The sequence below is a fragment of the Listeria aquatica genome, from assembly GCF_014223975.1.
Taxonomy (GTDB): Bacteria; Bacillota; Bacilli; order Lactobacillales; family Listeriaceae; genus Listeria; species Listeria aquatica.
Map to the genome: position 1 here is coordinate 1 of NZ_JAARRM010000002.1, position 20,905 is coordinate 20,905.

16 protein-coding genes are annotated in these 20,905 nt (G+C 40.6%); 3 read left to right on the forward strand and 13 right to left on the reverse strand.

What is annotated here, in order from left to right; all coding sequences use genetic code 11:
• Nucleotides 1-16: 16 nt before the first annotated feature.
• From HB912_RS05880 to pfkB, 6 genes are all read right to left on the reverse strand, one after another.
• Nucleotides 17-1,120 carry an EF2685/EF0750 family sortase-dependent surface protein gene (locus HB912_RS05880; RefSeq protein ID WP_185372917.1) on the reverse strand — a complete coding sequence of 368 codons (1,104 nt, stop codon included), beginning with the start codon at nt 1,118-1,120 and terminating at the stop codon, nt 17-19.
• 14 nt (nt 1,121-1,134) lie between these two features.
• Nucleotides 1,135-2,949, reverse strand: coding sequence for an Ig-like domain-containing protein (locus HB912_RS05885; RefSeq protein WP_185372919.1), 1,815 nt, complete (start codon nt 2,947-2,949; stop codon nt 1,135-1,137).
• Between the two features lie 32 nt (nt 2,950-2,981).
• The gene (locus tag HB912_RS05890; protein WP_185372921.1) at nt 2,982-4,550 is read right to left on the reverse strand and encodes a pectate lyase-like adhesive domain-containing protein; all 1,569 of its coding nucleotides are present in this window, start codon (nt 4,548-4,550) and stop codon (nt 2,982-2,984) included.
• Between the two features lie 237 nt (nt 4,551-4,787).
• The gene (gene lacD, locus HB912_RS05895; RefSeq protein ID WP_185372923.1) at nt 4,788-5,729 is read right to left on the reverse strand and encodes a tagatose-bisphosphate aldolase; all 942 of its coding nucleotides are present in this window, start codon (nt 5,727-5,729) and stop codon (nt 4,788-4,790) included.
• Nucleotides 5,722-7,635: a fructose-specific PTS transporter subunit EIIC gene (locus tag HB912_RS05900; protein ID WP_185372925.1), complete on the reverse strand. Its 1,914-nt coding sequence runs from the start codon at nt 7,633-7,635 to the stop codon at nt 5,722-5,724. Before HB912_RS05900 ends, lacD begins: the two co-directional genes overlap by 8 nt.
• 2 nt (nt 7,636-7,637) lie before the next feature.
• Nucleotides 7,638-8,567 (reverse strand): 1-phosphofructokinase, encoded by a 930-nt coding sequence (pfkB, locus tag HB912_RS05905; RefSeq protein WP_185372927.1) that lies wholly within the window; start codon nt 8,565-8,567, stop codon nt 7,638-7,640.
• Between the two features lie 121 nt (nt 8,568-8,688).
• Here pfkB and HB912_RS05910 point away from each other — a divergent pair, with 121 nt between their 5' ends.
• Together HB912_RS05910 and HB912_RS05915 are read left to right on the forward strand one after the other, a co-directional pair.
• The gene (locus HB912_RS05910) at nt 8,689-9,468 is read left to right on the forward strand and encodes a MurR/RpiR family transcriptional regulator (protein WP_244964448.1); all 780 of its coding nucleotides are present in this window, start codon (nt 8,689-8,691) and stop codon (nt 9,466-9,468) included.
• 195 nt (nt 9,469-9,663) lie between these two features.
• On the forward strand, nt 9,664-11,310 hold the full coding sequence (locus tag HB912_RS05915; RefSeq protein WP_185372929.1) for an alpha-keto acid decarboxylase family protein: 1,647 nt from the start codon (nt 9,664-9,666) through the stop codon (nt 11,308-11,310).
• A gap of 306 nt (nt 11,311-11,616) precedes the next feature.
• On the opposite strand, the gene HB912_RS05920 is transcribed toward HB912_RS05915, so the two are convergent.
• The 6 genes from HB912_RS05920 to sufC all read right to left on the reverse strand — a co-directional run bounded on the left by HB912_RS05920 (nt 11,617) and on the right by sufC (nt 17,178).
• A complete protein-coding gene (locus HB912_RS05920; RefSeq protein ID WP_185372931.1) occupies nt 11,617-11,832 on the reverse strand; it encodes a hypothetical protein in 216 nt (71 codons plus the stop codon).
• A 163-nt stretch (nt 11,833-11,995) separates the two neighbouring features.
• Nucleotides 11,996-13,390, reverse strand: a complete 1,395-nt coding sequence (sufB, locus tag HB912_RS05925) for a Fe-S cluster assembly protein SufB (protein ID WP_185372933.1) — start codon at nt 13,388-13,390, stop codon at nt 11,996-11,998.
• A gap of 13 nt (nt 13,391-13,403) precedes the next feature.
• Complete coding sequence (gene sufU / locus HB912_RS05930) at nt 13,404-13,844, reverse strand: Fe-S cluster assembly sulfur transfer protein SufU (RefSeq protein WP_185372935.1); 441 nt, start codon at nt 13,842-13,844, stop codon at nt 13,404-13,406.
• Entirely contained in the window at nt 13,841-15,067 is a 1,227-nt protein-coding gene (locus HB912_RS05935; RefSeq protein ID WP_185372937.1) for a cysteine desulfurase, read from the reverse strand. The genes sufU and HB912_RS05935 overlap by 4 nt, the downstream gene beginning before the upstream one ends.
• Nucleotide 15,068: 1 nt before the next feature.
• The gene (gene sufD, locus HB912_RS05940) at nt 15,069-16,370 is read right to left on the reverse strand and encodes a Fe-S cluster assembly protein SufD (protein WP_185372939.1); all 1,302 of its coding nucleotides are present in this window, start codon (nt 16,368-16,370) and stop codon (nt 15,069-15,071) included.
• A gap of 19 nt (nt 16,371-16,389) precedes the next feature.
• Entirely contained in the window at nt 16,390-17,178 is a 789-nt protein-coding gene (gene sufC, locus HB912_RS05945) for a Fe-S cluster assembly ATPase SufC (RefSeq protein WP_036070794.1), read from the reverse strand.
• A 350-nt stretch (nt 17,179-17,528) separates the two neighbouring features.
• On the opposite strand from sufC, the gene HB912_RS05950 reads away from it, so the two are divergent.
• Entirely contained in the window at nt 17,529-20,312 is a 2,784-nt protein-coding gene (locus HB912_RS05950) for a family 20 glycosylhydrolase (protein WP_185372941.1), read from the forward strand.
• An 80-nt stretch (nt 20,313-20,392) separates the two neighbouring features.
• Here the strand turns inward: HB912_RS05950 and HB912_RS05955 are convergent, their stop codons facing one another.
• Nucleotides 20,393-20,872 carry a GyrI-like domain-containing protein gene (locus tag HB912_RS05955; RefSeq protein WP_185372943.1) on the reverse strand — a complete coding sequence of 160 codons (480 nt, stop codon included), beginning with the start codon at nt 20,870-20,872 and terminating at the stop codon, nt 20,393-20,395.
• Nucleotides 20,873-20,905: the final 33 nt, after the last annotated feature.

Sequence of the window (20,905 nt, forward strand, 5' to 3'; positions counted from 1 at the left end):
TTCTCCTTTTTTTGGTTTAATAGGGTGAATCTATCATTTCCCAAGTTAACGTCGTTCGGTAATGACCTGCTTGTTTTCTCGTTTCCTTGGGTAGAACTACTTGTATACTTTTCCTTGCTTGTTCTCTGCTTCCTCCAAAAATATTAAGCCATGTGCCTGCACCAGTTCCAGCTTTTGCGACAATCACGTCGCTTGCACTTTCACCTGTTGCATCCAGCACAATTTTTTGGAAATTTCGTGGTGTTTTCTTATTTGTCATACTCCTAAGTGTACTGTTTAAAAAGATGATTTCAGCACCTTGTAATACCGCTTTTCCGCTCTTCAATTGCCCATTTTGCTTTACCGTCAAACGATAGCCACCAAGCGTTCCTCGATTATCTGTCACCTGAACGTAATTCGGAACCTCCTCAGATTGACCAGTTGAAATAACTGTCACCGGTGTAAGCGCAGCAAAATAAGTTTCCGTCTGACCAGTGATTTCGTGAGACCCAAACTGAATGTTTGAAGCAAAGTCAATACTGAGTGGACCAGGTGTCCCTGGATTCGCACTTTTTGGCTGTATCTTTTCATTCGGTTGCACTGGATTTAAAGGCTTTGTATGATCATAATTAGGCTTATAATAAGCATCTGCTCGTGAGCTAGAGATAGAATCTATTCCGCTAGCAGAAACTTGATTGAAGATAGGGAATAGTAAAAATCCACTTCCTAGTAAAATAAGCGTGACCTTTCCAAACTTCCTGTTTTTCTTTCTTAACAGGAAAAAAATGCCTACGATAAGTAGCAAGCCTGCCCATATAATCTGCCAGTCCTGCGTATCACCAGTATGTGGTAATTGAGAAAGGGGGAGTTTCTCCGTGCCAGATCCAGCTTTATAACCCGGCTTCCCACCTTTACCTGTTTCGCGTTGTTGTTTGTTGTTAGCAAAAGGCTTTTTTTGCTGATTTTCTGGCTTCGCTTTCTCTTCTGGAATACTTGGTTTGCCCTTTGGAGTTTCTTTAGGTTGTTCTCCTGTTAGCGTAAGGCCGACCGTTGACTCATACCCAGTTGCTGAAACGAGATGTGACGGAATAAGCAAGGAAACTGTAAATCCCAAGAGTAGACACAACCAAACTTTTTTCATCGTCAAACTCCTCTTTATGGTGTATTTTCAAGTGTCCAAACAATTTTTGTTTGGTATACTTTTCCGCTTCGTATGTTTCCTGGCATGAGATCAAGCATTAGACCAGTGTTACCAGCTGGATTCAAATCAATTTCGGTTAAGCCCTCACTGGCTGTTTCTTTTTGAAAAACTGGGGTTGTCCCTTGAGTATTTATCGGCGTATAACGGATGTTTCCGTCCATATTTTTAGATGCAAGGACCAAACTATCAGGAAGCTTTTCTTCTTCATTTATTTTAAATGGTGCTTCAAGCATAGCCGTTAATTGCCATCTAGTTTTTTCAGACCGGCCATCCTCAACTGTCACTTTCGTTTCTTCTTGTGGCTTAATACGTTGTTCAAAAGATCGTATTTTCTGCATGCCAAATTGAATATCTGATGGAATTTTTTTTATACTCAACGTTCCAGGTATAACAACTGCTTGAATAGTTTTTTCAACATCTTTGACACGTAAAGTTATCGTATAGGTTCCTGCTTTCTCCGAAAATACTCCTCGATTTGTAACAATAATGTTATCTGAGATATCATTTCCTGCTGGGACTCCCCACGCTCTAGCTTTAGCTTGCTTCAAGATAAACGCATCCCATTCAGTTTCATCTTTTGGTAACTCTCTCGCTTTTACCATAAAATCTTCTGCCTGGAGCATCGCTTCCTTTGAAACGGAGCTATTCTGATCCTTTACAAAAACCGGAACTGAAACAGAAACTTTGTTCCCTGCTTTATCCGCAATCTCAACAACAGCTTCTGATTTCCCTACAACCTCTATATCAGGCTTTTTCAGTAATGTATAACTCAAATTATCATCGTCATTCCCTGCGTTATCTCGCACATTTGTGACAAGCATCTTTGCCTTAAGATCAAAACTTGATCCTACTTGTATAAATTGAGTAATAGCATCTGCACTTGGTGGTGTTGTATCTTGAACTGTTTTAGCATCTGACTGAACGCTTTCATTTCCTGCCATATCTTTCGCAACCGCAACATACTCTAAATAAGGTACAAGAGGTTTTTGACTCGCAGCAAGCACAAGTGTAAAGTTGCCCTTTGCATCCGCTTTTGTTGTGCCTAAAACGGAATGGTCAGAAACCCGGTAAATCGTGACTGAACTATTTGCCTCAGCTGATCCAACGAAACTTGCATCTTTATCCGTAATCGCATTTAAAATAGGTTTATCTGGAGGTGTTTTATCCTCAACAATGGTACTTGTGAGCGTTTCTTTTCCATTCAAAAAGGCATAAATCCAAATTTTATTGCCAGCAGTTAGATAATTTCCTTCTGGAAGAACAAAAGTAAATTCGCCCGTTTTTTCATCTGCGCGGATATGATATTTTTTCGTATCCCCTTCTGCTTGACCTTTAATGGTGCCTGGTGGAATAGCACTGTCTCCAGTAAATGTGATCCAAGCGCCTGGATTTGAAACACCGTGAATCACATGACTATTTAAAGCATCATGATTATCCGAAAGTGAATCAATCATCACCTTTACATCTGGAATATACTCAAAGAGAACTCGTTTAAAGTTTTGTGTCCGGTAGTTTTGAACAAAGCTCGCAGCGATTGGGCTAGAAATACTTTTACCAGAGGCTGATGTAACGTTGCTCCCGCTGTAGGAAACCGCCATTCCGTACATTGGATACCAATCATAAGTAGGGCTTGTTTTAGCTGCATCTGCAAAACTCCAAGCTTTAACTCGTTGAATTGATGCGTTGAATGTTCCACTCGCCATTGAGATTAATCTTGTACCAGCATTCGTATTTCGCCTTGCATCAAGATCTACGCCACCAGCATCCATGAAACTAAATGTTGAAGCTCCACCAATTGAAATCAGATCTTTTGCCGCAGTTCCATCTGAAGAAACTTTGAACGTTCCTTTTTTCCAATCTTAAAAGTACTATTGCTTCCCGTCTTTACAAGACTCGCTTTTCCAGTACCTTGATTATTTGCTGTAATCGCAAGATGTGCGCCACTTTCGACATCAAATTTCGCTCCGCCACCTATGTTAATTGGATTTTTGTTATATGCATCTGTAAATGGTCCATTCATTTCCATATTGAGTGTAGCCCCATCACTTACAAGAACTTCAGATCCATTTCCAAGCAAAATACCACCACGACTTGATCCTATTGGCGTTTTGATATTAACTTTGGCATCATTTGCGATATGGATATTACCGTTTAATTGGATCGTTGTCCACGAACCTTCACCCGAAAAACCATCGCCGCCACCAGTTAAGTCCAATATGGCACCTTTTTCAATTGAAGCTGTACCAACTGTTCCTCCTGTTCCAAGCATCAACACCGTTGCGTTCTCCGTTGTTCCTATATAATGTGAATTCTCCTTAAATGTAATATTGGTTACCTCAAGGTTCGTTTGATTCGTTTGTGCGCTATAGCGAATACCATCAAACGGACTTACATAGGAATTAACAGATTTATTGACAACATTTCCAGCAACCGAAAAATCGGCTTGATAAGATGCTGTGAACTGTGCTCCTGTGTAGTTTACATCTTGAATCGAGTAAGATGACGCTGCAGAGGTATTCCCTTGAAGACGAAATGGTCCCCAAAAGTCTTGTCCATACATATCTAGATCATATACGTTAACATCAATCTTTGTTGTGTTGAAATTCAACCAATAACTACGTCGTCGAAAATCCACTTTAATTCCTGGACGTGCACCATGCACAACCAAATTACGTGCGGGTACAGTAGTGTTTGCTTCGCCTGCTCCTGTAGCTGAGTATTGTGTAAATGCAAAATCATTCATCACAATGATTTCACTTATACTAGCATTAGCCATTGCTGCATCCATTTCAGTCGCATTCGTAACATAAGCAGTAATACCAGCCCGAGCCATTTTTCCTTTTACTTGTGGAACTTCTTGTGCCTTTATAGGTACATTAACATCTCCAGAATCTACTTTTTCGATTGTTTTTTTTCTGTCCACAACAGCAACTTTCAACGTGTTAGAATATTCCGTTTTTTCATCTGAATATTTTTTAGCTGTCAGCGAGTAGTCCCCTGATTTTTCTGCTAGAAACAAGAGCTTTACTCTTTGAGAATTAAAAGCCTTAGCAGGAAGAACCACTTGATTTTTCTTTTCATCAAATTCGACAGCTGAACTTTCATTTTCCTTTTGTGTTTCCTTCAGCAAAAATTGTAGCCCCTTTGGCACATCAATAACAGCTAAATCTGAATCCTTCAAAAAATCGCTACTTGCCGTAACCGAAAAGGCTTTATTCGAATAACTATACGCTTTAGAAGTAGTCAAAGTAAATTGCTTCGAAGCATTTACTTGATTCAGTAAGCCACTAATTCCAATTGGAAGTGCCAGACCAAAAATCAAGATTAAACATCCAATTACAAAATAGCGATATCCTTTCCTTTTTCCCAAAATCTCACCTCGCTTCACTGTGGAATCATGCTTACAAATTGATGTTGATTGCAGAAAATCATTCTTATTAATAAGTAAGCTTCTATAATTTATCACATGAAGTTTCACTAAAATAGAAGTGGCGAATACACTTTACCCAAAAAACCGGACTAAATTATGTCAAAAAGTTCACAGAAATAGTTCTTGACAAAAAAAGAACATCCTCGTTTCGAGAATGTTCTTTTAATCATATAGACCCTATTCCCTGTACCCTGAAGCTGTTTCGGATAGAACCTGACTTAATGTTTCAATGTTTTCTCTTCCTATTGTTTGTAGCCATTCGCGCGTTTTAGCTTCCCCATCTTGAATGAAAATAGCAACTGCATCTTTCCATGTTGCCCGCCCACAAAGAACACCATTAAAATGGGACCCAGCTTGTTTAGCAAATCGAAGTGTTTCTTGAAATAGTTCTGCACTAACTCCAGCACTTAAAAAGATAAATGGATGTGTAGAAATTTCACTTTGAAGTTTAAAATAATGAGCCGCTTCTTCTTTTGTATAAACTGCTTCTGAACCGAATCCTTCCACATATTTCATATTAACAGGCACTTCTACTTTTAATACATCTGCCCCGTAACGTGGTTTGGAGAACTCACGCATCATTTCAATTACCTTTCGTGGTTTTAATTTGGCGAATTCCTTTTCATCACTTACTTTTGCGTCATAAGATAACAGTTCTAAATAGAAAGGAATTTCTTCTGCCTCACATTCGGAACCGATGCGTTCGACAAAAGCATGTTTTTGTTCGTTAATATCTTCTGCTTCGTCTACATCATAATAAAGAAGAAATTTCACAGCGTCGGCGCCCAGTTCTTTAATTCGTTTGGCAGACCAGTTTGGCAATAAATCAGGAAGCCGCCCTGGCACGCTTGCGTCATATCCTGTCTTTTCATAAGCAATTAAAAGCCCAGCTGAATCCGCACGCTTTTCTGCTGCCGGAAGCCCATATTCTGGGTCAAGCAAAATGGAAGAGGCGTAAGGGGTTAATTCTTCCGAGACAAGCTGTTTAAATTGGCGGATATTTTCATCCGTCCCTTTTTCCCCCATCATTCTTTTAAGCGCTCCACGCTGATCAATCGCAAGTGCACTAATAATATGGTTTTTATTGGCTAATTTCGTCATTGCTTCTTGTTTAGTCATGATTTTCCACCTTTTCTTTAAATAATTGTTCGATTTCATTTTTTGTTTTTGCTTGCATTAATTCGTTAATAAATGACTCATGAACGAGCAGTTTGGAAATCTCAGAAAGGATAGCTAGATGTCCATGAGCTCCACCTTTTGGAATAAGCATGGCTAACACAAGCCTTGTTTCAGAATCATCAAGTGAATTCCATTCCACACCATCTGCTAGTTTCATGATAATAAGTGCCGGTTTAGCAATTTCTGCAAGTTCCGTATGTGGAATGGCTATCCCATGTTCCATCCCCGTCGTGCTTTCTTTTTCGCGTGCTTCAAAGCCGGAGACGACTGCTTTTTTATTCGTTGCAAGTCCACTACGAACAGCAATATCTGCTAACTGTTCAAAGCACTCCTCTTGCGAGCTCACTTGTACATCTGTGAAAATAAGATCGTTTCGAATCACATCTGAAAGTGAAACAGGTTCCGCTTTTTCAGTGACAACCGTTTGTGGGCTGACTTGTTTTTTTCGTTCTTGTTTTTGGGCACTACGATTCTGATTCCAAGCCATCAGTGCCCCAGCAACAATAGAACCTAGTAAAATGGCAAATACCCAAAGAAGTGAATGAGTCACAATCGGCAGTACGATAAAACCTCCATGCGGTGCTGGTACTTGAACTTGGAATAAATACGTTAAAATCGCAGCAATAGCTGATCCAATCATCAAGAACGGGATAACAACAAGCGGCTTTTTCGCTGCAAATGGAATCGCACCTTCTGTAATATGCGTCGAGCCAAGCAAGAAGTTTACATAGCCAGCACTTCTCTCATCTGCTGAGTAGGCTTTTCTTGCAAACAACACGGCAAATCCTGTCGCGAGTGGAGGCGCGATACATGCTGCGGATACTCCTGCCATGAAAAAGTAGTTTCCTTGGGCAAGAAGGGCTGTCCCAGTAACGTAAGCCGCTTTATTAACAGGGCCACCCATATCGAATGCACACATGGCACCAACAATGAGTCCCAGTAAAATTGGATTGGAATCTTGGAAGCCAGCCAGAAAGTCCATCATCCCTTTGTTAATGGTTTCCATCGGTGTTGAAAGTAGCCACATTGAAAGACCTGCGATGAAAATCCCAAGAACTGGGAAAAGGAAAATAGATTTAAGACCATCAAGTTGCTTAGGCAATCCTTTTAAGAGATGGGAAAGTCCAAGCATGACGTAACCTGCTAGGAAACCGCCGACGATACCTCCCAAGAAACCGGTTCCATTTGTGAAAGCAATCATCCCGGTAATAAATCCAATAATGAGTCCTGGTCGTTTGGCGATGGCTTCTGCGATATAAGCTGATAGAATGGGAACCATTAAGTTCATTGCAATGCCACCAATGGATTTTAGATAGAATGCAAATTCGTTATATTCGGCGCTTTTTGGATCGGCAGAATTGATACCAAACATGAAACTGATGGCTACCATGACACCACCTGCAACAACAACGGGTAGCATATGGGAAACCCCATTCATTAAGTAAACATAAATTTGATGCCAGAAAGAGGGTTTTTCTTCGGCCGACTGGTTCGCTGAGCTTATAGAGGCTCCGCCCGTTGCATGATAAACAGGAATTGTATCGGATAGTGCTTTTTGGATGAGTTCAGGGGCTTCTTTGATGCCGCGTCCAACGGAAACATCAATTACTTTCTTGCCGGAAAAGCGTTCTTTACGAACATCTTTATCCGCTGCGATAATCACGACATCAGCGGCATCAATCTCAGCTTGTGTTAATTCATTTTGGATACCTTCTTGGCCGTGTGTCTCTACTTTGATGGTAACGCCCCGATCTGCTGCAGCTTTTTCAAGGGCTTCTTGTGCCATGAAAGTATGAGCAATACCTGTTGGACAACCAGTCGCTGCAATAATTTGATAGGTTTTCATTTTTAATACTCCCTTCTTAACGAAATAACTTCAATTTGGTCAAGTAGTGCGTCAAGGTCTGTGAGATCGCCAAGTCCCGCTGTGAAAGCCGTCGCTGATCCAGCTGCTACGGCATATTTCAGTGCTTCTTGTAAAGAGGCTTGTTGTAGTCTTTTCCCGACAAACGCTGCAAGTAACGTATCGCCTGCGCAAGCTGTGTTGACGACTTTTCCTTTTGGTGCATTAGCAAAATAACTTTCGTGTTCATTTAAGAAAAGTGCGCCCTGTGCCCCGATTGAGACGAGCACACCTTCAGCTCCTTTTTTCAAGAGCGTTTTGGCAGCCGTTTCAATTTCGCTTATTTCCATAAGTTTTTCTACACCGACAAACGCTGCAAGTTCCTCTTCATTTGGCTTAATTAAATAAGGTTTATCGGATAAACATTCGACAAGAACCTCAGAACTAATGTCAAAAATCACACGGAATTCGTTTTTCTTTGCCCGCTTTGAAATTTCTACGAAAATCTGGTCATCCATACCTTGTGGTAAACTGCCGGATACGAATAAAATATCGTCTTTTTTCAATTGATCCATTTGTTTGAGTAGTTCAGTTTGGTATTTTTTAGCAATTTCAGGACCTTGATTCACGGCTTTATATTCGAGCTTCCCCGCACGGATAAAAGTATTAATTCGCGTAATCCCTGGTACATGAACAAAATCTGTTTGAATTCCTTTTTTCGTCAGTTCTTGTTCGATAAAGTCCCCGGTAAAGCCTGCCAAAAAGCCAAGTGCTACAGAATCAATTCCCATTTGCTTTAAAATAAAAGAAATATTAATGGCTTTTCCATTCGCCTGGTAATCTTCAAAAATACTTCGATTAACAATGAATGGTTCAAAATTTTTAAACTCGGTGAATAAATCAATTGCCGGATTCATCGTGCAGGTGTAAATCATGTTTTCATCTCTTCCTTAACTTATGTTTTTGCTATATGATAAGTATGACGCATTTTTCTTTGTAAATGTTTTCAGAAAGCGTCAAACGGCTTGTAAAAATTTACGAATGGATGTGAAAAGCTTGGAAAGTTCTTTTTTTATGCGGAAAAAGCAGCATTACCATCAGCTAAGTGAAGCCGAACGTTTTCTCATTGATTATCTCGAACGTCATCTAAGTGAAATCCCTGAAAAATCAATTGTCGCTTTAAGTGAAGAAGCGAGTGTATCTACGGCAACGATCACGCGTACGATGCAAAAAATTGGCTATACAGGATTTACTGCGTTTAAGATTCACATAAAAGATGAAATCTCCGATCCGGATTTCGATGTCATTGAAAAAGTGGATAACGAAATCAAAAAAGCGATCTTAAAAAACGAGCAAGAAGTAACGAATACCATTCATCAACTTGATAGCGGTACGATCGAAGATGCCATTCAAAAAATTCATTTTGCCAGACGAATCGTCATTTTCGCACGTGGCTTCTCGGAACTGATCGCCCAAGAAATGATGGTCAAACTTCAACTTCTTGGTAAATATGCTGAAATGCACAACGACCCGAATATTATTCCAACTATCAGCAAGCGCTATACCTCAAAAGACGTTGTCATTTTCATTTCGCTAAGCGGAGAAACGGCAGAACTTGTAGATGCTGCCCGAGTTTGTCGCGACAAAAATGTAGGCATGATCAGTTTTACCGCGAGTCGTTCAAGTTCACTTGCTCGCCTCACAGAAATTGATTTCGTTTGTCATAAATCGGCGGTATCATACTTTCCAGATTACGAAGTACGTTCAAGACTACCTATCCAAGTCATGGCGCGAATCGTGCTTGATGCCTATGCAATTCGTTTTTTTGAATCCTAATAGGGGTAAAGAAGCAATAACAGGGAATGAACTCTTTTTAAAAAGAGAATGCTCCTTTGTTTTTGCTTCTTTTTCTATTTCCTCGTAAAAGGAAATCTTTGACGTTAATATTCAAAGTGTTACACTGAATGTTTGGGAACCACAGTAAGTAAAATCGCACACATCTTGTAATTTTTCAAATAAGGAGGAATAAATATGTATACAATTGGAGACTATTTACTTGATAGACTGAGTGAGATAGGAATCACGGAGATTTTCGGGGTCCCAGGTGATTATAATTTACAATTCCTTGATAAAATTATGGCAAATAAAAACTTAAACTGGGTTGGTAATGCGAATGAATTAAATGCCGCCTATATGGCAGATGGTTATGCGCGCACACGAAAAGCTGCGGCTCTTGTGACAACGTTTGGTGTTGGAGAACTGAGTGCTATGAATGGTATTGCTGGAAGTTTTGCAGAAAATGTTCCCGTTGTTGAAATTGTGGGTTCTCCGCAATCATCCGTTCAAGACGCGCGAAAACTCGTTCATCATACTTTAGGTGACGGAGAATTCTCGCACTTTGAAAAAATGCATCAATCTTTGACCGCGGCGATGGCTCACTTAACCAAAGAAAACGCGCCCGCAGAGATTGATCGCGTACTAAACGCATTGCTAGAAACGAGAAAGCCGGTTTACCTTAACTTGCCAATTGATGTTGCGGAAAGCCCCACCTCAAAACCAAGCGGAAAATTATCTGGTTCGACGGAATTAACGAGCGAAGATCAAAATTTGCTTCAAGAAATTGAAAGTGCATTTTCGAAAGCAAAACACCCTGTCGTAATGACAGGACATGAACTTGCAAGTTTTGGACTTGAAAAATCTATGCAGAGGTTTATTGAAAAGACAAAGCTTCCTGTTACAACACTTAGTCTTGGTAAAGGCGTGATAGATGAAACAACGGAGTCTTTTATCGGAACATATAGCGGAGCGCTTTCAGAACCGAGCGTTCAAACTTTTGTAGACCAAGCTGATTTTCTACTGCTTTTAGGCGTTAAATTATCCGATTCTGCAACTGGAACATTCAGCCAAGGCTTTAGTGAAGAAAACGTGATTGCAGTCAATGTGGATGAAGTCAGTCTTTACGGGAAAATAAGTCAAAATCATCATTTTGAACCGCTGATCAAGTCGCTTGAGACTCTAGAATTCGCTCCATATAGTGGCGATTATCCGGCAAAAAACGATGATTTAGCTTCATTCATTCCGTCAGCTGCTCCCTTGACGCAAAAGAGATACTGGCAAGCGATGGATGCTTTCTTTGAACCAGGCGATATGATTATTGCAGAACAAGGAACTTCTTTCTTTGGAATCGCCCCACTATTCCTTAAAACAAATACTTCCTTTATTGGGCAACCTTTGTGGGGATCGATTGGCTTCACTTTTCCAGCTACACTCGGCAGTCAAATTGCCAATCCAGATAGTCGGCATATCTTAGCTATTGGTGACGGTTCTTTGCAACTAACGATTCAAGAACTAGGAGTCGCACTACGACAAAAACTAAAACCTATTATTTTTGTACTAAATAATGATGGCTATACAGTTGAACGCCAAATTCACGGTGAGGAGCAAGCTTATAATGATATTCCGATGTGGCGCTACGAACAGCTGCCTAATGCTTTTGGCGGGGACTCGGATGTGTTTAAAGCCTACAAAGTCCAAACTGAAAAGGAACTTGTTGTGGCTATGAAAGAAGCTCGTTTAGACCCAGACCGGTTGTACTGGATAGAAGTTGTGCTTACGAAAATGGATTCACCAGAATATTTGCAAAAACTAGCCGAACTTTTGACTAAGCAGAATTCTTAAGTTGAAAAAAGAGATTTACTGATTTTTTTCAGTAAATCTCTTTTTCATATTTTAAATTTTTTACGAATTTGATTTTCCTAAAAATGAGAGAGGCCTCCGAATAAGTGTATCCCTCATTTTTAAAATATGTAGATTTTTCTTTCTATTCCTTAGTTGATATATTTTTTACAATAAGATAGTTTTTGATGCAAAATACAAAGATAGCTAGAATTCCGAGAAAAGCAATAATCGTTACTATTCCGATTCGAAGTGAAAACGAAATGAGAAAGAGAACAAACAAAATCAAACAGGGAATCATTAATGGATTTATTTTGATTTCCAGTTTATCACCGGTTTTGCCTCCACTGCTTTTGATCCCATATACCATTGATTGACGCTTATTTGTGTTGGTCCACTTACTTCAAATTCTCTTTCTTCATTATTTTTCAGACTAGCTACTTTTTCCTGATCTATTTTTACAGAAATTTTTGCCACCCTTCCAACAGCCCCTGTATCCCTTTTTATCCCTATTTTCATGATCATCCAACCCTTCTTTTTTATTTCTCTAAAATTTTAGCATATTTTTCAGTAAATTCATGTGTCTATTTTATGAACTTTTCTGTTGTTTATATCTCTTTGCTCCCTCCATTATATCTACAACCTAAAAAGGACAACTCACTAAGTGAGATGTCCTTCAAGCTTCCAATCAACCAATCGAGCCTTCCATTTCGAACTTGATCAATCGGTTCATTTCTACTGCATATTCCATTGGTAGTTCCTTTGTAAACGGCTCGATAAAGCCCATAACGATCATTTCCGTTGCTTCTTCTTCCGTCACACCACGGCTCATCAAATAGAAAAGCTGTTCTTCTGAAACCTTCGAAACTTTCGCTTCGTGTTCCAGTGAAATATTGTTGTTTAAGATTTCGTTGTATGGAATCGTATCTGATGTTGAAGATTGGTCCATAATCAGCGTGTCACACTCAATATTCGAGCGCGCCCCGTCTGCATTCCGTCCAAAATGAACAATCCCACGATATGTTACATTTCCGCCTTGTTTCGAAATCGATTTCGAAACAATGGTGCTCGACGTGTTCGGCGCCATGTGCATCATTTTCGCACCAGCATCTTGACGTTGGCCTTTCCCAGCAATCGCAATCGAAAGTGTCGTCCCGCGAGCTCCTTCACCGCGAAGGTAACAAGACGGATATTTCATCGTCAGTTTTGAACCGATGTTGCCATCAATCCATTCCATTGTTCCGTTTTCTTCGACAAAAGTACGTTTCGTAACAAGATTATACACGTTATTTGCCCAGTTTTGAATCGTCGTATAACGGCAATATGCATTGGGTTTCACGACAATTTCAACAACCGCCGAGTGAAGCGAGTTCGTCGTATAAACCGGCGCCGTACAACCTTCCACATAGTTGACACTGGCGTCTTCATCGACAATAATCAGCGTCCGCTCAAATTGTCCCATGTTTTCTGAGTTAATTCGGAAATAAGCTTGAAGTGGCGTATCTACTTTAACCCCTTTTGGTACATAAATGAACGAGCCACCCGACCAAACCGCCGAGTTTAGTGCTGCAAATTTGTTGTCAGACGGCGGGATTACTTTCGAGAAGTGTTCCTTAAAGATGTCTTCATTTTCCTTGAGCGCCGTATCCGTGTCTTTAAACACAATACCTAAATCTTCAAGATCTTGCTTCATGTTGTGATAAACCACTTCGGATTCATATTGAGCTGATGCTCCTGCAAGATACTTCTGTTCGGCTTCTGGGATTCCAAGTTTATCAAAAGTACGCTTAATCTCTTCTGGAACTTCATCCCAAGAGCGAACTGTCTGTTCAGACGGTTTGACGTAATAGGTAATGTCATCAAACTCAAGTTCAGATAAATCTCCGCCCCAAGTCGGCATTGGCATCTTATAAAATTGCTCAAGCGACTTCAAACGAAAATTAAGCATCCATTCCGGCTCTTCTTTAATACTCGAAATTTCTCTTACTACTTTCTCCGTTAGCCCGCGTTCCGTACGGAAAACCGAAGTATCTTTATCATGGAAACCATATTGGTATTCGCCAATTTCTGGAATTTCAGTCATGCCTTTTCCTCCTTTAACGACTTTCTTTTTCGTAAATCGCTTTTTCCATCGCCTTCCAAGAAAGCGTTGCGCATTTAATCCGTGCTGGGAATTTTGCAACTCCAGAAAGCGCCTCAACATCCCCGTTTTCATCCACAGGTTCGTGTTCGTGTCCTTGCACCATCTCAGAAAAGCGTTTCGACATCAAAAGTGCTTCCTTTTCCGTATAACCAACCACACTTTCAGTCATCATCGAAGCACTGGCCATCGAAATCGAACAACCGCTTCCGGTAAATTTTGCTTCGACAATTTTGTCTCCTTCAATTTTGAGATGCAGATGAATTTCATCCCCGCAAGTTGGATTATTCATATCAATCGTCACATTCGAATCCGGAAGTTCGCCTTTATTTCTCGGATTCTTATAATGATCCATAATGACTTGTCTATATAACTGATCTAATTTTCTTGAACTCATAAGCCAAAATACTCCTTTGTCAGTTGAAGTCCGCGGATGAACACATCAATTTCTTCCTTCGTATTATACAGATAAAAGCTTGCCCGCGCTGTCGACTGAACGCCAAGCCACTTCATGAGCGGTTGCGCGCAGTGATGCCCGGCCCGAACAGCCACTCCTTCTTCATCAAGCACCGTCGCCACATCATGCGGGTGAATGCCATCCAAATTAAAAGTAACGAGACCACAACGTTTTCTTGCATCAAGAGGTCCGTAAATCGTTAGTCCCTCTATTTTCTGCATCTCAGAAAGCGCATAAGCCGTAAGCTCTTCTTCATACGTATGAATGTTTTCCATCCCGATTTCCGACAAATAATCAATCGCCGCACCAAGGGCAATTTCACCGCCAATTGTCGGTGTTCCTGCCTCAAACTTCCACGGTGTTTCTTTCCAAGTCGAATCAAAAAGTTCCACAAAGTCGATCATTTCGCCGCCAAATTCCGTCGGTTCCATTCGCTCTAGCAGTTCACGTTTACCATATAAAATACCAGTCCCCGTTGGCGCAAGCATTTTATGACCTGAAAACGCATAAAAATCAACATCCAAATCTGTCACACTAACCGGCATATGTGGTACCGCCTGAGCACCATCCGCAACAAGCACCGCGCCAAATTCGTGCACAAGCTCCGCAATTTCCTTAAGCGGCGCAATCACTCCCATCACATTCGAAACATGTGCCAAAGCGACAATCTTCGTTTTCTCAGAAAGAACGCTTCGCACCGCTTCAAGAGTAATCGAGCCATCTGCTTCAAGTTCCACATAGCGAAGCGTCGCCCCTTTACGTTTAGCGAGCTGTTGCCAAGGAATCAAATTTGAATGATGTTCTAGATAAGAAATCACAATTTCATCACCTTGTCCGACATTTGCTTCCCCGTAACTATCCGCAACCAGATTCAGTGCCGTAGTCGTTCCACGTGTAAAAATAATTTCTGAACTACTTTTAGCAGAAATGAATTTCGCTACTTTCGCACGAGCCGCTTCAAAAGCATCCGTTGCCCGCCCAGCAAGCGTATGAACGCCGCGGTGAACATTAGCATTATCTTCCGTGTAGTAACGACTAAGCGCATCAATCACCTGTTTAGGCTTTTGTGAAGTCGCCGCATTATCCAAATAAACAAGTGGCTTTTCATTCACTTCTTGATTTAAAATTGTAAAATCCGAACGAATTTGAGCGAAATTTTTCATCTTAGCGCACTTTCCCTTCGATAACCTCTTTAAGCATCACTTTCACGCCTTCAATCGGCAATTGTTTCACAACCGGATCAAGGAATCCGTGAATCACAAGGCGTTCTGCTTCACTGCGTGAAATCCCGCGACTCATCAAGTAAAATAATTGAACCGGATCTACACGTCCAACAGAAGCCGCATGTCCTGCTACAACATCATTTTCATCAATCAAAAGAATTGGATTCGCATCGCCACGAGCTGACGGACTGAGCATTAACACACGAGATTCTTGTTGCGCATCCGATTTCGACGCCCCGTGTTTGATGTGTCCAATCCCATTAAAGATCGTTGTCGCTTTATCTTTCATAACCCCATGAGAGAGAATCGTTCCCGTTGAAGCTTCTCCGTAATGCGTCACACGCGTTGTCACATTTTGCGTTTGCTTCCCGCGTCCAACCGTTACCGTCTTCACATCGCCCGAAGAACCGTCTCCCATTAAGTTCGTTACATTTTCATTAATCGTATCGCCGTCATTCATTAAGCCAAGTGCCCACTCAATCCGACTATCTGCACCAATATGACCACGACGATTCATATAAGTCGTCACGTGGCTCGACAAATTATCAACAGCACCGAAAGTGATTTTTGCACCGCGATTTGCGATTACTTCTTCAATCACATTCACAACACCCTTTGAATCTTCATCGAGTGTCACATAGTTTTCCACGTAAGTGACAGAACTGTTATCGTCTGCAATGAGCAACACATGGTTTACAAGCGGAAGGGAAGCATCTTTTTGTACGAATACCGCTTGAATCGGCTCTTTAATCTCCACATTTTTCGGCACATAAAGAAATGCTCCGCCATTGACTAATGCCGCGTGGAAAGCTGTGAGTTTGTGTTCATCACTTTGAACGGCTTGCGTCATGAAATACTTCATGACAAGCTCTTCATGTTCTTTTAGGGCAGTAAAAATGTCTGAAAAAATCACACCTTGCGCTTTTAATTCAGCACTCAGCTGAAGTTTCGCCGGATGCGTATCCACTTGTACATAAAAATTAGCCTCTTTATTATCTAGATCCACAAGACTCGCTACTTTATCCGCAAGCCCTTCATCCGTTATGCCATTTTCAAAGGCTTGGTAGGTGTCAAACTTCGTAAAATTCCAGCGATCAATTTTTGTTTTATCCACAAAAGGTAAGCTAAGCTCCCCTGCCGATTTCCAGTTCGCTATGCGAAGATCTGTAAAAGCTTTTGGTTCGCCAGCGCCTTCAGAAAAAGTGCGGATAAAATCATCCTTTAAAACTGTATTTTCCGTCATGATTTTAGCCTCACTTTCCTTAGTTTTGTTCGAGTGTTTCTTCTTCCTCTTCAAACTCAATACCAAGCTCTTGCTTGATCCAATCGTAACCTTCTGCTTCTAGGCGTTTCGCAAGTTCTGGGCCGCCTTCTTTCACGACTTTCCCTTGCATCATTACATGTACAAAATCAGGTTCAATATAATTTAAAAGACGTTGATAGTGCGTGATAATCAAGCAGCCAAAGCCTTCACCGCGCATCGCATTCACACCTTTTGATACCACTTTAAGCGCATCAATATCAAGCCCTGAATCAATTTCATCAAGAATAGCAATTTCTGGTTCAATCATGAGAAGTTGCAAAATTTCGTTACGTTTTTTCTCCCCACCAGAAAAGCCTTCATTTAAATAGCGCTCAGCCATTTCTTCATCCATATCAAGCAATTCCATCTTGTCATCAAGCTTGCGGATAAATTGCATAAGCGGAATTTCTTTTCCTTCTTCACGACGGCTATTAATAGCAGCACGAATAAACTCAGCATTTGTTACACCGCTGATTTCACTTGGGTATTGCATTGCAAGGAAAAGCCCTGCACGAGCGCGTTCATCTACTTCCATTTCCAGTACATCTTCGCCGTCCAGTGTAATCGTTCCTTGAGTAACTTCATATTTCGGATGCCCCATGATCGCCGCAGACAACGTGGATTTCCCTGTCCCGTTCGGCCCCATGATCGCATGGATTTCTCCTGTGGAAATTTCAAGGTTCACACCTTTCAAGATTTCTTTTCCTTCTATTTCAACATGTAAATCTTGGATCTTTAGTGTCGACATTAAAAAATACCCTCCCTATCGTTTGTTCATGCTTTTTCGCATAATCTCAGTTTAGTATAATTCTAATCTAATCGCAACCAATAAAAATGCGCTGCACGTTTTACCTCCTTCATTTTACTATTAAAAAGTCGAAATTGCTAGCTTATAAATGATTATCATCGCTAAACTGCATTTGAGAATCTTTCAACTCATATTTTTAAAACCACTGTGAACTTTTTCTCAAATAAAAATAAAAAGTATAAACTTATTGCATAAAAGTTAAACTTTTGCTATATTTTTTATGTAAGCGTTTTACTGACAACGAAGAAATTAGCAAACGGATTTTAAATAAGAGGAGGGAAAGGGAGAACATGAAAAAGAGAACTTTGATTGTCACACTATTTGCCGCTTGTTTATTTTTAGGAGCTAATCACGCGCATGCAGAAGAAAAAGCAGCTATCAGCAACGGTGGATTCGAAAGACCGCTTGAAAAAAATGCAACTCAAACGTATAAAGCTGAACGAGTTACTTCATTAAATGGGAAAGTACATTCAGGCAATTTCGCTTTAAAAATCGGGAATGAAGCACCTGACAAAGCAGATCCAAAATATCCGCTATGGCAATTTAATGGTAGCAAAGGGTCTGTTAACCAAGTCGTAAAAAACGTGAAACCAAATACGCAGTATAAAATTTCGATGTATTATTTCAATGAGAGCGGTGCGGATATACGACTTGGCGTGCTTGATACAGAAGGAAGTAAGAACTGGAAAAGCGGTCAACTGAATTCCGTATATCACAATTACAAAACGAAATCGAACGCATGGGAACAAGATACTTTCACGATTACAACAGGACCACGCACGACGGAACTTTATCTTTTTGCCCTAACAAACTGGAGTCCAGACTTTAATTTTGCGAGTGTCTTTTACGTGGACGATTTTTCAGTTGAAGAAGTTGCTAAAGGGCCTTCCACTGTCACTCAAACAATCGACTATAAACCAGCTACAGCTAATGAATTTCCTATAACGATGCCACTTATTAAAAACTTTACGAAAAATGATGATCCAGCCTTTCAACTGAACAAAAAACATACGGACTTCTATGCATCTAAAAATACTTTCATCAAAGCGAAAACACTCGCGCAGAAGTTAAAACAAGAGGGAATAATTAAATCTTACTCGGTTAAGATTACTAATAGCAAACACAAAAAGCGTTCGGGTATTTACATAACTGAAGCGCCTATTAGTTATGCTCTCAAAACAAGCACCCCCGTTTCTAGAAAAGAAGCTTACGAAATCAATATCTCAAAGGAAAAAGTAGAACTTCATTCGAGTAACTTAACGGGCGTACAAAATGGTACGATGACCCTCCTTCAAGCTTTACGGCAACGGGACTGGCTTCCTGCGGGAACTGTTGAAGATTACACCGACCAAGAAATTCGTGGCTTACAAGTCGATTCTGGACGGCGCTATTATTCGATGGATTGGCTTAAAAAGACGGTCGATCAAATGGCGGAACTCAAAATGAACAAACTGCAGCTTCGTTTAAAAGATAATGAAGGAATCCGCTACGAGTCGAAAGTGGCTCCCCAATTTGTAGATACTTACGGCGGATACTGGACGAAAGCAGAAATCCAAGACCTCGTTCGCTATGCACGTGCTCGTAACATCGAAGTTATTCCAGAAGTTGACCTTCCTGGGCACTCTGAACAAGATGGGATCTACTTTGACGCCGATTGGCTACTCAATCCAGGTGAAGATTCACGTGCTCTTGACTTTTCAAATCCTGAAGTAAGAGAATACATGGCTAGTCTCTATAAGGAAGCATTCGATTTATTCGATTCAAATATCGTTCACATCGGTGGAGACGAATACTTCCAAACGAAAAATTTTGAAGACCCTGAAGGAAAGCTTGCAAAATGGGCACAAGAAGAATCAGGCAATCAAAATGCAGACCAGTACGATGCTTTAAGGCTCTTCCTAAATGAAATGGCGAAACCGTTTCTAGATGAAGGCAAAACGGTCTTCGTTTGGAATGACAATTTAATTGGTGATAGTAACGCAGTTATTCCACTTGATAAACGCATCACAGTTGACGTTTGGGCTGGAACTATTTACGGCTCAACTACTGCCAAAGAAAAAATTAGCCAAGGGTATAAAGTGGTTGGTTCAGCCTCTGACTTGTATCACGATTTATGGCCAGAAAATGACAAACTCGATCGCCCGCTACCTGAAAAGCTTTATAATGAGTGGTTCTCAAGCACCTATTCTCGCGGATTTAATCCTGCTGAAAACTTAACTGACCAAGAACTACTACAAAGCAAAGGACAATTCTTCCCGATTTGGGACGATGCAAACGGATTTGCACCAGAATATATTTTGACGAAAACACTCTATCCAAGAATCAACTTGTTTGCAAATTCCATGTGGGGATCAACAGAATGGCGCGACACACGTAATAAACCATCTTTCGGTGAACTTGAAAGAGTCATCACTTCGTTTGCAAACCAAGATGCAGCAAGTATTGAATACACAAATGACGATGTTCGTTTCATTAAAAACACGATCAATGAAGCGCTAAATAGTAACCCGCAACAAGGGACAACAAAAGCAAGAGCTGGACTAAAAGCATATTTAGCAAAAATCGAGCAGAACCGAGCAGCCAATAATGACAAGATTTTCACTGCTATCCGTCTATTTGAAAATTTAGGTAAAGATTCAGGTCAGAAGCAAGCCACTGTAACGGTTCGTTACCAAGATAAACGGGGCAACAAACTTCTTGATGATGTCCAGTTAAAAGGAAACATTGGGGACCGCTATCAAACAGAGCGAAAAAAAATTGATGGCTATAGCTTTAAAAAGGTCATCGGACAAGCTTCTGGTAAATTTAAACAGCACTCGCAAACAATCACTTATGTTTACGAGAAAAAACCAGAACGTGCTGGAAACGTCACAGTCACTTATCAAGATAAGAATGGCAAAACACTCGCTCCATCCAAAATTTTGACAGGTAAAGTGGGTGAGCGTTACCACGCAAAAGCCAAAAGCATTAAAGGCTATAAATTAGTAAGTTATCCAAAGAACGTCAAAGGAAGCTTCACTAAAAAAGAACAAACCGTTCGATTTATCTACCAGTATCACAAAAACAAACACTAATAAAAAAGAAGTCGCTTCAGACCAAATAGTGCTGAAGCGACTTCTTTTTATGAATTAAAAATTAACCACATGCTTTGTCGTTATTTTTGCACAACAGGAATCCAGATTTCTCCATAAACACGCCCGTCTCGTTCGCCCATCTCAACGACTGCATTTGGCCCGCCTACATAAGCAACACCTTCTACTTCTGGTAAGACTTGCCCAAAAGCGATTCCAGCAAGCGTGTTACTCAGTTCTTCAGTTGTAGCTGCTTCCCCACTTACAACAACATATTCCCCTTTTGGAAACTGAATCATTCGAGTAGCATCTGGTAAATTTTCTTCTGTTAAAACTCCCGCATAATACATCATTTTATTGTTAACCGCTTCATTTACAGCAAATAAGTATGCATTTGATGCCACTTGTTTTAGTTTCTCAAGCCGCCCATCTTGTTTGATACTCGCCCAAAATGCTTGTTTCTCACGATTAATCCCTTCAAAATCACGGTAATCACTAACCAACTCCGTGCCAATCCCTAACACTATAAATTCATCTTTTGTTTCTAGCTTGTAATCTGCCATCCTTTATCCCTTCCTTCTCATCTATTCATCAAA

Excerpts from the sequence above, each read along its gene's own strand:
- HB912_RS05880 (WP_185372917.1), bottom strand. The coding sequence starts at position 1,120 with ATGAAAAAAGTTTGGTTGTGTCTACTCTTGGGATTTACAGTTTCCTTG.
- HB912_RS05885 (WP_185372919.1), bottom strand. The coding sequence starts at position 2,949 with ATGGATGCTGGTGGCGTAGATCTTGATGCAAGGCGAAATACGAATGCT.
- lacD (WP_185372923.1), bottom strand. The coding sequence starts at position 5,729 with ATGACTAAACAAGAAGCAATGACGAAATTAGCCAATAAAAACCATATT.
- HB912_RS05900 (WP_185372925.1), bottom strand. The coding sequence starts at position 7,635 with ATGAAAACCTATCAAATTATTGCAGCGACTGGTTGTCCAACAGGTATT.
- pfkB (WP_185372927.1), bottom strand. The coding sequence starts at position 8,567 with ATGATTTACACCTGCACGATGAATCCGGCAATTGATTTATTCACCGAG.
- HB912_RS05915 (WP_185372929.1), top strand. The coding sequence starts at position 9,664 with ATGTATACAATTGGAGACTATTTACTTGATAGACTGAGTGAGATAGGA.
- HB912_RS05920 (WP_185372931.1), bottom strand. The coding sequence starts at position 11,832 with ATGATCATGAAAATAGGGATAAAAAGGGATACAGGGGCTGTTGGAAGG.
- sufB (WP_185372933.1), bottom strand. The coding sequence starts at position 13,390 with ATGACTGAAATTCCAGAAATTGGCGAATACCAATATGGTTTCCATGAT.
- sufU (WP_185372935.1), bottom strand. The coding sequence starts at position 13,844 with ATGAGTTCAAGAAAATTAGATCAGTTATATAGACAAGTCATTATGGAT.
- HB912_RS05935 (WP_185372937.1), bottom strand. The coding sequence starts at position 15,067 with ATGAAAAATTTCGCTCAAATTCGTTCGGATTTTACAATTTTAAATCAA.
- sufD (WP_185372939.1), bottom strand. The coding sequence starts at position 16,370 with ATGACGGAAAATACAGTTTTAAAGGATGATTTTATCCGCACTTTTTCT.
- sufC (WP_036070794.1), bottom strand. The coding sequence starts at position 17,178 with ATGTCGACACTAAAGATCCAAGATTTACATGTTGAAATAGAAGGAAAA.
- HB912_RS05950 (WP_185372941.1), top strand. The coding sequence starts at position 17,529 with ATGAAAAAGAGAACTTTGATTGTCACACTATTTGCCGCTTGTTTATTT.
- HB912_RS05955 (WP_185372943.1), bottom strand. The coding sequence starts at position 20,872 with ATGGCAGATTACAAGCTAGAAACAAAAGATGAATTTATAGTGTTAGGG.